Source organism: Burkholderia sp. PR2, from assembly GCF_052372875.1.
Classification (GTDB): domain Bacteria; phylum Pseudomonadota; class Gammaproteobacteria; order Burkholderiales; family Burkholderiaceae; genus Burkholderia; species Burkholderia diffusa.
This window is the reverse complement of the sequence record NZ_JBQRWH010000004.1, coordinates 998,833-1,011,318: the sequence shown is the minus strand read 5'-3', so window position 1 is coordinate 1,011,318 and position 12,486 is coordinate 998,833. Positions and strand designations below refer to the sequence as shown.

The following is a 12,486-nucleotide window of genomic DNA, read 5'->3' as shown; positions in this document are numbered from 1 at the left end:
ATACCGCCCGAACCCGCCTTGGGCAGCGCCGCCCGGCCTGCCCCACCCGCTTCGCCGCGCCGCCTGCTGGTGCAGGCGACGGGCCGCTGCGCGTCAGCGCGCGCGCGGATACGAACCGAGTATCTTCAGGAACGCGGCCTTCTGGCCGAGCTCCGCGAGCGCGGCGGCCACGGCTGGCTCGTCCCGGTGCCCTTCGATGTCGATGTAGAAGTAATACTCCCACGTGCCGACCCGCGCGGGGCGCGACTCGAAGCGCGTCATCGACACACCGTGCCGCGCGAGCGGTTCGAGCAGCTTGAACACCGCGCCCGGCTCGTTCTTCACCGACACGATCAGCGACGTCTGGTCGTGACCGCTCTGTCCGGCCGGCTGCTTGCCGACGATCACGAAGCGCGTGCGATTGTGCGGATCGTCCTGAATCAGCGAGAACGCGATCTGCAGGCCGTAGTGCGCGGCTGCGCGGTCGCCTGCGATCGCCGCGACGCTCGGATCCGCCGCCGCGAGACGCGCGGCCTCCGCATTGCTCGACACCGCTTGCCGCTCGAGCTGCGGCGCGTTCGCGGCAAGCCACTGCTGGCATTGCGCGAGCGCCTGCGCATGCGCGCAGACGCGCGTCACGCCGTCGAGCGTGCCGCTCTGCGTGAGCAGGTTGTGATGGATCGGCAGCGCGAGTTCACCGCTGATCAGCAACTGCGTCTGCAGCAGCAGGTCGAGCGTGCGCGACACCGCACCTTCGGTCGAGTTCTCGACCGGCGCGATGCCGAATGCGGACGCGCCTGCCTCGACCGAGCGGAATACCTCATCGATCGACGGACACGGCAGCCCTTCGATCGACTGGCCGAAGTACTCGAACATCGCCTGTTCGCTGTACGTGCCGACCGGCCCGAGGAACGCGACGTGGATCGTCTGTTCGAGCGCGCGGCTCGCGGCCATGATCTCGCGCCAGATGGCGCTAATGTGCTCGCTCGCGAGCGGTCCCGCGCTCATGTCCTGCAGGCGCGCGATCACCTGCAGCTCGCGCTCCGGCCGGAACACCGGCGCATTGAAATGCTTCTTGACCTCGCCCACCTCGAGCGCCACCGCGGCGCGCTGATTGAGGAGCGCGATCAGCTGCGCGTCGATCGCATCGATGCGGTCGCGCAGCGGTTTCAGGCGGGAATTCAGTTCGTCGTCCATGCGTAGTTGCCGTGCTGTTTGAACAGCGCGCGCTCAGGCGCCGCGCTGTTCGAAGTCCTTCATGTACTCGACGAGCGCTTTCACGCCCTCGAGCGGCACCGCGTTGTAGATCGACGCCCGCATGCCGCCGACGGACTTGTGGCCCTTCAGCTGCAGCAGCCCGCGCGCCTTTGCGCCGGCAAGGAAGTCTTCGTTGCGCGTTTCGTCGGCCAGGAAAAAGGGCACGTTCATACGCGACCGCACCGCCGGCTCGACCTTGTTCAGATAGAAACTGCTCGCATCGATCGTGTCGTAGAGCAGCTTCGCCTTCTCGATATTGCGCGCCTCGATCGCCTCGAGGCCGCCCTGCCGCTTCAGCCACTGGAACACGAGGCCCGCGATGTAGATCGCATAAGTAGGCGGCGTGTTGTACAGCGAGTTGTTCGCGGCGACGGTCTTCCATTCGAATGCGGACGGACAGATCGACAGCGCGCGATCGAGCAGATCCTCTCGCACGATCACGACGGTCACGCCGGCCATCCCAATGTTCTTCTGCGCGCCGCCGAACAACACGCCGTACTTCGCGACGTCCATCGGACGCGACAAAATGTGTGACGACACGTCCGCGACGAGCGGCACGTCGCCGAGGTCGGGAATCTCGAACGTCTCGACGCCGTCGATCGTCTCGTTCGTGCACAGATGCACGTAGGCCGGATCGTCCGACAGCTGCCATTCGGCGCGGGCGGGCGCGCGCGTGAAACCGTCGGCCGTCTTGCCGGATGCGGCCAGATGCGGCGTGCCGTATTTCTTCGCTTCGTTGAACGACTTCTGCGACCACGAACCCGTCACGACGAAGTCGGCGGTCTTGCGCGAACCAAGCAGGTTCATCGGCACGATCGCGTTCTCGGCAATGCCGCCGCCCTGCAGGAACAGGATCCGGTGGCTGGCCGGCACATCGAGCAGCTCGCGCAGGTCGGTCAGCGCTGCCTCGTGGATCGACATGAATTCCTTGCCGCGATGGCTCATCTCCATCACGCTCATGCCGCTGCCGTGCCAGTCGAGCATTTCGTCGGCGGCCTGCCGCAGCACTTCCTCGGGGAGCGCCGCAGGACCGGCGGAGAAATTAAAGACGCGCATCGTGAAAACCTCGGGAGGGACGCGACCGGCTTGCCGCCGGCAGAAAGAACCGCGCCAGAAAAGGAATGGCCGCTTGCGCTCGCGCGCAAACGGCCATTATCGCACTGTCATCAGGCTCCCGCCAAACCCGGCCGAACGGCCGGGCGGCGTGCCCGGACGGCTTACTTGCCCGGCTTGACTGCAGCGACTTCCTTGTCAGCCTGCGTACGCGTTGCCTGGATCGCTTGCGGCATGTACTTCTGCATCAGGCCGTTGACCACGTCGCGGCCGACCTGATCCTGAACCTGGATGAACTTGCGGCCCGTCGGGCTCTTGTAGAACGTCGTCAGATCCTTGATCTCCGACGTGCTGTAGTACTTCGCGTAAGCGTCGTACTGAGCCGACATCGCGTCGTTCTGGAACTGCTGCGTGCCGAACACCTTGCCCGCGCCGTCAACCAGCTTCGGCACCGCGTTCTTCTGCAGCGTCGGCACGGCGGCTTGCTTTTGCTTGTCGTTCAGCGTCTTGTTTTCCGACAGCGCGTCCGACAGGATCGCCGGCACGAGTTGCTTTGCCTGCATCTCGGCGCTGTTGCCGATTGCCGACACGAGCTTCGGCGCGTCGATCGCGTCGAGCAGATCCTTGATCGCCGCCTTCTTGTCGGCGTCGATCGGCGCAGCTGCCGCGGTCGCAGCCGGTGCGGAATTCGACAGCGCTTGCGCCATCGCGAACGTCGGCACCAGTGCAGCCAGCAGAACCAGTTGCTTGAATTGCTTTTGCATCATCACTCCCTTTTGGAAATATGAATGGTTGCTCGCCGGCCGCGGCGCTTCACGCCCGCGGCGGCCAGAGTCTCATCCGTTCTTCAGGCTTCGCCGTCCGACGCCTCGTCGGCCTCGCCATCGCCCTCTTCGGCCTCCGCGATCTGCTGCAGGCCAGAAAGCTTGGTACCCTCATCGAGACTGATGAGTGTAACACCTTGCGTGGCACGCCCCATCTCGCGAATCTCGGATACGCGGGTGCGAATCAACACGCCGGCCGTCGTAATCAGCATGATCTGATCCTCGGCGTCGACGAGCGTCGCGGCCACGACCTTGCCGTTGCGCTCGGACGTCTGGATCGCGATCATACCCTTCGTACCGCGGCCGTGGCGCGTGTACTCGGTGATCGGCGTGCGCTTGCCGTAGCCGTTCTCGGTCGCGGTGAGCACGGTCTGCTCCTCGCTGCCCGCGACCAGCATCGCGATGACCTGCTGCCCGTCCTCGAGCTGCATGCCGCGCACACCGCGCGCTTCGCGACCCATCGGACGCACGTCGTTCTCGTCGAAGCGAACGGCCTTGCCGGCGTCGGAGAACAGCATCACGTCGTGCGCACCGTCGGTGATCGATGCACCGATCAGGAAGTCGCCGTCGTCGAGGCCGACCGCGATGATGCCCTTCTTCATCGGGCGGCTGAATGCTTCGAGCGGCGTCTTCTTCACGGTGCCGAGCGACGTCGCCATGAAGATGAACTTGTCGGCCGAGAACTCCTTGATCGGCAGCACGACGTTGATCTTCTCGCCTTCCTGCAGCGGGAACATGTTGACGATCGGACGGCCGCGCGAGTTGCGCGAGCCCTGCGGCACTTCATAGACCTTGACCCAGTACACGCGGCCGCGGTTCGAGAAGCACAGGATGTAGTCGTGGGTGTTCGCGATGAACAGCGTCTCGATCCAGTCGTCTTCCTTCATCTGCGTCGCCTGCTTGCCGCGGCCGCCGCGCTTCTGCGCGCGATACTCGGACAGCGGCTGCGACTTCACGTAGCCCGCGTGCGACATCGTGACGACCATGTCCTGCGGCGTGATCAGGTCTTCGGTATTCAGTTCGGTCGCGTTCAGCTCGATCTTCGAGCGGCGTGCGTCGCCGAATTCGGCCTTCACCGCCGTCAGCTCCTCGCCGATCATCGTCGTGATCCGCTCGGGGCGCGCGAGAATGTCCAGCAGGTCGGCGATCTGCGCCATCACTTCGCGGTACTCGCCGATGATCTTGTCCTGCTCGAGACCGGTCAGGCGCTGCAGACGCATCTGCAGGATTTCCTGCGCCTGCGTGTCGGACAGACGGTACAGCCCGTCGGCCTGCATCCCGAACGCCGGGTTCAGGCCTTCCGGACGGTACGCGGAGCGACCGCCCGCCGACGCGTTCTCGGCCTCGGCGCGCGTCAGCATATCGCGCACGAGCGACGAATCCCACGGCTTCGCCATCAACTCCTGCTTCGCGATCGGCGGCGTCGGCGCTGCCTTGATGATCGCGATGAACTCGTCGATGTTCGCGAGCGCGACCGCGAGACCTTCGAGCACGTGGCCGCGTTCGCGCGCCTTGCGCAGTTCGTAGATCGTGCGGCGCGTCAGCACTTCGCGTCGATGCGACAGGAAGCACTGCAGGATTTCCTTCAGGTTCAGCAGCTTCGGCTGGCCGTCGACCAGCGCGACCATGTTCATGCCGAACGTGTCCTGCAGCTGCGTCGCCTTGTACAGGTTGTTCAGCACCACTTCGGGCACTTCGCCGCGCTTCAGCTCGATCACGACGCGCATGCCGCTCTTGTCGGACTCGTCGCGGATGTCGGAGATGCCCTCGAGCTTCTTCTCGTTGACGAGCTCGGCGATACGCTCGAGCAGCGAGCGCTTGTTCACCTGGTACGGCAGCTCGTCGACGATGATCGCCATCCGCTGACCGCGGTCGATCTCCTCGAAGTGCGTGGCCGCGCGCATCACGACGCGGCCGCGCCCGGTGCGATAGCCGTCGCGCACGCCGGCGACACCGTAGATGATGCCGGCCGTCGGGAAGTCCGGCGCCGGGATGATCTCGATCAGCTCGTCGATCGTCGCTTCCGGGTTGTTCAGCAGGTGCTGGCACGCGTCGACGACTTCGTTCAGGTTGTGCGGCGGGATATTGGTCGCCATACCGACCGCGATACCCGACGAGCCGTTGATCAGCAGGTTCGGGATGCGCGACGGCAGGACCGACGGCTGCATCTCGTTGCCGTCGTAGTTCGGCTCGAAGTCGACCGTTTCCTTGTCGATGTCGGCGAGCAACTCGTGACCGATCTTCGCCATGCGAATTTCGGTGTAACGCATCGCCGCGGCATTGTCACCGTCGATCGAGCCGAAGTTGCCCTGTCCGTCGATCAGCATGTAGCGCAGCGAGAAGTCCTGCGCCATCCGCACGATCGTGTCGTACACCGCGGTATCGCCGTGAGGGTGATACTTACCGATCACGTCACCGACGATACGCGCCGATTTCTTGTACGCGCGGTTCCAGTCGTTGTTCAGTTCGTGCATCGCGAACAGTACGCGCCGGTGCACGGGCTTCAGGCCATCGCGGACATCCGGAAGGGCACGTCCGACGATCACGCTCATCGCGTAATCGAGATACGAACGGCGCATTTCCTCCTCTAGGGAGGTGGGCAGGGTCTCTTTGGCGAATTGATCCATGTATCCGTATCGTTTCGGAGCGAAGACGGCGAACGCCTTTCGCGTGGGCGCTGCATGCGCAACGCAACGCGAGATTCTAACATGCACGCATCAGCCGCCAATTCGCCACCCCCTCTATATGTAAACAGCAAAAATCACGGCCCATGGCAAAGGCGTCCCGGACCGGCCATGATCGCGCCCCATTCAGGAAGCCCACGGCGTTCGGACCCTTGTCACGCATGCGCGTAAACCCTTGCGGCCTTTCATGCAATTTCGCGGACACACTCTTGACAATCTCTGAAAGTTACGGCAGGCAGGTGTTGCGCATGCACCACAAAGTTGAAGCGATCTTGGGGTGGGGAGGATTTTTTTTCGTAGGAAGGGAACGATATGGCAAAATGCCAACGCACTGAAAGTTAGACGCTGCTCGAAGTCTACACAGAGCGGTGCCGCGTTTTTTGTGCCGCACCAATGTTATACTTCGAGCAATGTATGACTTGTCACCGTCAACAGGCTCGCAGTAAACCTGCGGTAATCTCAATTTCGAGAGGAGAAATATGAATAAACTTTCAAAGCTCGCGTTCATTGCAGCTACCGCAGTTATGGCTGCATCCGCTTCGGCACAGTCGGTGCCGGCATCGCGTCAAGCCGTCAACGACAACTGGGTGAACGGCACGGGCGAATGGGTGTGGATGAACGGCACGAACGAGCTCTGCTGGCGTGACGCGTTCTGGACGCCGGCCACCGCCAACGCGAAGTGCGATGGCGCACTGGTCGCCCAGGCACCGCAGCCGCCGGTCGCTCCGGTTGCTCCGGCCATCACGAGCCAGAAGATCACGTACCAAGCCGACGCACTGTTCGACTTCGACAAGGCAACGCTCAAGCCGCTGGGCAAGCAAAAGCTGGACGAACTGGCTTCGAAGATCCAGGGCATGAACACGGAAGTGGTCGTCGCTACGGGCTACACGGACCGCATCGGTTCGGACAAGTACAACGACCGCCTGTCGCTGCGCCGCGCACAAGCTGTCAAGTCGTACCTGGTCAGCAAGGGTGTCCCGGCCAACAAGATCTACACGGAAGGCAAGGGCAAGCGCAACCCGGTCACGACCGGCTGCAACCAGAAGAACCGCAAGCAACTGATCGCCTGCCTCGCACCGGACCGCCGCGTGGAAGTCGAAGTGGTCGGTACGCAAGAAGTTCAGAAGACGACCGTTCCGGCGCAGTAAGCCGCGGTTTTCGACTGCTTCAAAGCCCCGCTCCGGCGGGGCTTTTTCTTTGACGCCCGCCCAGGCGCTCGCTGGCCTCGTTGTGCGCCCCCTTATATACTCGGGGCTGACGTACCGACGCACCGCCCTCCTTCCGTAGCCCGTTTGCCGACATGACCAACGCCGATCCGCACGAACTCCAGAAATTCAGCGACCTCGCCCATCGGTGGTGGGACCCGAATGCCGAATTCAAGCCCTTGCACGACCTGAATCCGGTCCGGCTCGGCTGGATCGATTCGCATGCGCACCTCGCCGGCAAGCGCGCACTCGATATCGGCTGCGGCGGCGGCATCCTGTCCGAATCAATGGCCGGGCTCGGCGCCCAGGTGAAAGGCATCGACCTGTCGACCGAAGCGCTCGGCGTCGCCGACCTGCACAGCCTCGAAAGCGGCATCACGGTCGACTACGAGGCGATCGCCGCCGAAGCGATCGCCGAACGCGAGCCGGGCACTTACGACGTCGTCACCTGCATGGAGATGCTCGAGCACGTGCCTTCGCCGGCCGGCGTCGTCGCCGCGTGCGCGACGCTCGTGAAGCCGGGCGGCTGGGTGTTCTTCTCCACGCTGAACCGCAACCTGAAGTCCTACCTGTTCGCGGTAATCGGCGCTGAGTACATCGCGCAGATGCTGCCGAAGGGCACCCACGACTACGCGCGCTTCATCCGCCCGTCGGAACTGGCGAGCTTCGTGCGCGGGACCGATCTGCACATCGTGGAGATCAAGGGTATTACCTATCACCCGATCGGCAAGCGCTTCGCGCTGTCGAACGACACCGACATCAACTATCTCGTCGCGTGCCGCCGAGGCGCGTGACCCTCCGACCGGCATGACGATTCCCCTTTCGACCGAGCGGCCCGCATTCGACGCGCCGCACCTGCTGCACTGCGATGCCGTGCTGTTCGACCTCGACGGCACGCTCGCCGACACGGCGCCCGATCTCGCCGCTGCAGTCCACAAGATGCAGCGCGTGCGCGGCCTGCCCGAAACGTCGCTCGACGTGCTGCGGCCGCTGGCATCGGCCGGTGCGCGGGGCCTGCTCGGCGGCGCATTCGGAATCGACCCGCATTCGCCCGGCTACGATGCGATGCGCGACGAGTTCCTGACCAATTACGCGACCGACATCTGCGTGCACACAGTGCTGTTCCCCGGCATCGGCGACGTGCTCGACGAACTCGATGGACGCGGCGTGCGCTGGGGCATCGTCACGAACAAGGCGATGCGTCTCACCGCGCCGCTCGCCGACCTGCTCGGCCTCGCGCCGCGCGCGGCCTGCATCGTCGGGGGCGACACAACGCCGCACTCGAAACCACATCCGGCCCCGCTGTTGCATGCGGCGGAACAAATGACGCTCGCGCCGGAGCGCATCGTCTACGTCGGCGACGATCTTCGCGACATCCAGGCTGGCAGCGCGGCGGGGATGGCGACGGTCGCGGCCGCGTACGGCTACTGCGGTGACGGCGTCGCGCCGGCTGACTGGCAGGCGCAGCATCTCGTCGGCACGACGCAGGAACTGCGCGAACTGCTGCGCCATGTTGGGCTATAATGGTGGATCTTATCCGCGGGGGCGACCTGGTTTCGACAGGGGTTGTGAAGCGGCTAGGGCATGTCGAGGACCCGTCACCTCGTTAATCAATGGGAAAATCGTAACTGCAAACGACGATACGTTCGCACTGGCAGCCTAACGGCCGCCGTCCTCTGCCTAGTTCACTGACGGGCTAGTGTCGCAAGACCGGTAGCAATACCGCCAGAGGTCATTTACGTCAGTTAAGCCCTGTCGGCGTCGCGACGCCAGGGTCGAAAATCTAGCGAATCGCCGTAGTGCAGCGTGTTCGTCCGCGTCGCTGCGGTTAAATCAAATGACTGAACTAAACATGTAGAACTAGTCGTGGAGCGCTTCTGGACGCGGGTTCGATTCCCGCCGCCTCCACCAAATTCCCTTCCGAGATGTTCCGAGGAAGTACAGAAACCCGCGATAGCTCAAGGCTTCGCGGGTTTTTTCATTCCTGAGCGTTCCGAAAAGCTCCGTAGACATCCGGGGGTACTTGGGGGTACTTTCGGGGGTATCCGATATACCCCCGCGCCCAGATACCCCCATGCCACTCACCGACACGACCATCCGCAACACGAAGCCAGCCGAGAAGCCCATCAAGCTGTTCGACGGTGGCGGCTTGTTTTTGCTCGTGACGCCGGCCGGGCAGCGGTACTGGCGGCTGAAATACCGCGCCGCCGGGAAAGAAAAACTGCTGGCGCTCGGCGTGTATCCCGACGTGACGCTCGCGGCGGCCCGCCGGAAGCGGGACGAAGCCAGGGAGAAGATGGCCGCGGGCATCGATCCAGCGGAAGCGAAGAAGGCCGAGAAGCGCTCAGCTCGCCTGAGTGCCGAAAACTCGTTCGAAGCAGTCGCGCGCGAGTGGCACGCCAAGTATGGTCCGACCTGGTCTGCCAGCCATGGCGCCCGCCTGCTCCGCCGTCTCGAGGTCGACGCGTTCCCGTGGATTGGCGGCAAACCCATTGCCGACCTCGCGCCGCCGGACGTACTCGACGTGTTGCGTCGGGTAGAAAAGCGCGGCGCGCTCGAAACGGCCCACCGCCTGCACGCGAACATCGGCCAGGTGTGCCGCTATGCGGTGGCGACCGGCCGCGCCCCGCGCGATGTGACCGCCGACCTCCGTGGCGCGCTTCCGCCCGTGCAGCAGGAGCACATGGCCGCGATCACCGACCCGAAACAGGTTGCCGAGTTGCTGCGCGCGATCGACGGCTATCAGGGCACGTTCCCGGTGCTATGCGCCCTGCGCCTCGCACCGCTTCTGTTCCAGCGCCCTGGAGAGCTGCGCGCCGCCGAGTGGGCCGAGTTCGACCTCAACGCCGGGATCTGGGAGATTCCCAGCGAGCGAATGAAGCGCACGAAACAAGGCAAGGCGTCCGGCGGCGCCCATATCGTGCCGTTGCCATCTCAAGCGATCGCGGTTCTCCGTGAGTTGCACGCCCTCACGGGTAACAGCCGGTTCCTGTTCCCGAGTGTCCGAACGAAGGACCGCCCGATGTCCGACAACACGGTCAACAGCGCACTGCGTCGACTCGGATACGACGGCGACACGATGACAGGACACGGATTCCGCGCGATGGCGCGCACGATCCTTGACGAGGGGCTCGGCGTGCCAGCAGCGATCATCGAGGCACAGCTCGCCCACGCAGTGAAAGACCCGCTCGGCCGAGCATACAATCGTACCGCTCATCTACAGCAGCGCCGCGAAATGATGCAACGCTGGGCCAACTACCTCGAGCAACTCAAGGCCGGCGCGCAGATCATCCCGATCGGGGCGGCGGCCGGCTGACCGCCCACCCAGGAGACCGGCTGCGACGTGCGCAACGCAGGGCGACAGCAGCGTGCCGAGGCGAAGGGTGAAACCTCTGGTGCTGCTCGGGAAGCGGACGGCGGCGTCAAGCGCGCTTCTTCGATCGTAACGGCTGCAACTCTGGCCGCTCGCGCGCTGCGGGTTCGGCAGGAATCAGTCCCGCCCTCCGCGCATCCAGCGCCGCAAAAGTTGTCCACAGAAACACAATGCTTCCGTCGGCGCGGCGCGGGACGTCAACCCCAAAGTGCCGATTGAACCATCTGACTTGAGCCGTGTACTGCTTGTAGCCGGTCACACGCTCGAGGTCGGCCGGCGACATCAGGCGTTCATCCATCGTCAATCTCCAATCCTTGGCGGGTTCGAGTGGACATACACGGTTTGTCCACGTGCAACAGGTGCAACGCGTGCAACACGGCCACCGGCAAAGGGCCACCGCCGTTGCACGTCGGCTAAATAGGGTGCAACAAGTGCAACGCCCCTACTGTACAGATGAACAGTTGCGGGGCTTACAATGGAACATACCGGACGCTAGTGAACAAACCAAGACCCATCGTCTTTGGCAAAACGCCTGGTCCGGTACCTCTCTCTTTCAGCGCCATCCCGAAAAACAAAATGGACGAGCTCGATCTGTTCCGCATCGCAGACACCTACACGTTGACCGACGCCGCCGCGCTGCTGGTCGGGGCCAAGCCGAGCCGCGTTCGGCCGCCGAGTAAATGGACGCTCAGCCGCTACCACCTGGCACGCCTCGAACACCCGGATGCAGACGTCGATGCGCTCGACAACAAGCCCGAAGCGTTCGACGCAGCGCTGCGATCACTGACACACGCCGTCAATCGCGGGTCGCTACCGGCTTCACGATGCTATTCCGCTGACGAAGAATCGATGGCCCTCGCTTTGGACCTGCCACCTGGTCACGAGATCGTTGGTCGGCTGGATCCCAGCTCCACAACCGTAGACGCGGCGGATCTCAGGAATTGGCTCGCGACGCGCGGCGTGAAGTCCGGATTCTTTTTCCCCGAGACGAGCGACACGCCGGATTATCTCGACCCGCGGCACCCGCGCTACGCCCCAAAGCTGGCGGCAGCTGTAAAGGTCTGGCTCGCGATGGAGGATGAGAACCTACGCCGCGCGAAGGGCGCGATCGACGCCATGGAGGGATGGCTCGAGACGCGATACAAAGAACTCGGGCTTGTGCATGAACGGGACAATCCGAAGAACAACGTCAAGGCCGGCGACATGAATCGCACCGCCGTCGAAGAAGCGGCGAAGGTAGCAAATTGGAGGCAGAACGGCGGCGCAATCAGTACGCCCGCCGAGTAACCCACCCACCCCACAGAGCCTTATTCCTAAAGGCGCTCACGGTCAACGCGCAAGGCAACCCACCCACCCCATTCGTGGCGGTCGATGGTGGGTTTTCGGTATCCTGCCCCCCTGTTTCCAGCTTCTCAAGTCGCCTGTAATGAGCCCCATTCCCGGATGTTCCGGGATCGTTCATTACAGGTGAAACATGACCGAGCAGATTCAAACCGCCCTCACAATCCTGCGCCGCCGGCAGGTCGAAGCCGCGACCGGGCTTTCTCGCACGACGATCTACTACCGCATCAAGGAGCGCACGTTCCCGGCCCCGATCAAACTCGGACCGCGCTCCGTAGGCTGGCGCGCGGGCGACATCGACGCCTTCCTCGCCAACCCCTCGGGCTATCGCGCGGAGGGCTGATCGATGGCGACGACCCCCGAAACGCAAAAGGGCCGCGACTCCGGCAAGAGCGCGACCCAGACGACCCACGCCGATCATAGCGCGGCAGCGGCGAACACAGCACAAGGCGAACCCTCACCCAGCGCATCGGCGGACCAGGGGCGCCAACAGTACCTCGCTGACATCCTGCGCACCCTGCCCGGCAACGACTCCGCAACGCAGCGAACGCGGATGCTTTCCGCAATGCGAGCACTCGGCAGCATCACCACCTTCGAGGCGATGCGACACCTCGACGTGTTCGACCCACGGCCGCGTATCCACGAACTGCGCCACATCTACGGATACCGGATCCACACCGCCATGCGCGCCGAACAGACGGAAAGCGGTGCCATGCATCGGGTCGGCGTCTACTTCCTGTTGCCGGACGGAGGCGGAACGTGCTGAACGT

The 12,486-nt window shown here is 63.9% G+C and carries 12 protein-coding genes and 1 other RNA gene; 8 read left to right on the top strand and 5 right to left on the bottom strand.

Features of this window, described 5'->3' with window-relative positions; translation table 11 throughout:
- Window positions 1-93 precede the first annotated feature (93 nt).
- From pheA to gyrA, 4 genes are all read right to left on the bottom strand, one after another.
- The gene (gene pheA, locus ACT2FV_RS21930) at window positions 94-1,176 is read right to left on the bottom strand and encodes a prephenate dehydratase (protein ID WP_059599006.1); all 1,083 of its coding nucleotides are present in this window, start codon (window positions 1,174-1,176) and stop codon (window positions 94-96) included.
- A gap of 33 nt (window positions 1,177-1,209) precedes the next feature.
- Window positions 1,210-2,292, bottom strand: coding sequence for a 3-phosphoserine/phosphohydroxythreonine transaminase (gene serC / locus ACT2FV_RS21925; protein ID WP_059530019.1), 1,083 nt, complete (start codon window positions 2,290-2,292; stop codon window positions 1,210-1,212).
- Between the two features lie 161 nt (window positions 2,293-2,453).
- Window positions 2,454-3,053 (bottom strand): DUF2059 domain-containing protein, encoded by a 600-nt coding sequence (locus ACT2FV_RS21920; RefSeq protein WP_011883810.1) that lies wholly within the window; start codon window positions 3,051-3,053, stop codon window positions 2,454-2,456.
- Window positions 3,054-3,136: 83 nt separating this feature from the next.
- Window positions 3,137-5,740, bottom strand: coding sequence for a DNA gyrase subunit A (gene gyrA, locus ACT2FV_RS21915; protein ID WP_444504790.1), 2,604 nt, complete (start codon window positions 5,738-5,740; stop codon window positions 3,137-3,139).
- 536 nt (window positions 5,741-6,276) lie between these two features.
- Here gyrA and ompA point away from each other — a divergent pair.
- The 5 genes from ompA (at window position 6,277) to ACT2FV_RS21890 (ending at window position 10,318) form a co-directional block, all read left to right on the top strand.
- Entirely contained in the window at window positions 6,277-6,945 is a 669-nt protein-coding gene (gene ompA, locus ACT2FV_RS21910) for an outer membrane protein OmpA (RefSeq protein ID WP_006400736.1), read from the top strand.
- A 152-nt stretch (window positions 6,946-7,097) separates the two neighbouring features.
- A complete protein-coding gene (ubiG, locus tag ACT2FV_RS21905) occupies window positions 7,098-7,796 on the top strand; it encodes a bifunctional 2-polyprenyl-6-hydroxyphenol methylase/3-demethylubiquinol 3-O-methyltransferase UbiG (protein ID WP_044844843.1) in 699 nt (232 codons plus the stop codon).
- A 13-nt stretch (window positions 7,797-7,809) separates the two neighbouring features.
- Window positions 7,810-8,526, top strand: coding sequence for an HAD-IA family hydrolase (locus ACT2FV_RS21900; protein ID WP_151047057.1), 717 nt, complete (start codon window positions 7,810-7,812; stop codon window positions 8,524-8,526).
- Between the two features lie 17 nt (window positions 8,527-8,543).
- Window positions 8,544-8,913, top strand: a transfer-messenger RNA (tmRNA) gene (ssrA, locus tag ACT2FV_RS21895).
- Window positions 8,914-9,076: 163 nt separating this feature from the next.
- On the top strand, window positions 9,077-10,318 hold the full coding sequence (locus tag ACT2FV_RS21890; RefSeq protein WP_444504789.1) for a tyrosine-type recombinase/integrase: 1,242 nt from the start codon (window positions 9,077-9,079) through the stop codon (window positions 10,316-10,318).
- A gap of 106 nt (window positions 10,319-10,424) precedes the next feature.
- On the opposite strand, the gene ACT2FV_RS21885 is transcribed toward ACT2FV_RS21890, so the two are convergent.
- Window positions 10,425-10,673, bottom strand: a complete 249-nt coding sequence (locus ACT2FV_RS21885) for a DUF4224 domain-containing protein (protein ID WP_444504788.1) — start codon at window positions 10,671-10,673, stop codon at window positions 10,425-10,427.
- 278 nt (window positions 10,674-10,951) lie between these two features.
- Here ACT2FV_RS21885 and ACT2FV_RS21880 point away from each other — a divergent pair, with 278 nt between their 5' ends.
- The 3 genes from ACT2FV_RS21880 to ACT2FV_RS21870 all read left to right on the top strand — a co-directional run bounded on the left by ACT2FV_RS21880 (window position 10,952) and on the right by ACT2FV_RS21870 (window position 12,482).
- Window positions 10,952-11,662 (top strand): hypothetical protein, encoded by a 711-nt coding sequence (locus ACT2FV_RS21880; RefSeq protein ID WP_444504787.1) that lies wholly within the window; start codon window positions 10,952-10,954, stop codon window positions 11,660-11,662.
- Window positions 11,663-11,849: 187 nt separating this feature from the next.
- Entirely contained in the window at window positions 11,850-12,059 is a 210-nt protein-coding gene (locus tag ACT2FV_RS21875) for a helix-turn-helix transcriptional regulator (protein ID WP_444504786.1), read from the top strand.
- A 3-nt stretch (window positions 12,060-12,062) separates the two neighbouring features.
- The gene (locus ACT2FV_RS21870) at window positions 12,063-12,482 is read left to right on the top strand and encodes a helix-turn-helix domain-containing protein (RefSeq protein WP_444504785.1); all 420 of its coding nucleotides are present in this window, start codon (window positions 12,063-12,065) and stop codon (window positions 12,480-12,482) included.
- Window positions 12,483-12,486 lie beyond the last annotated feature (4 nt).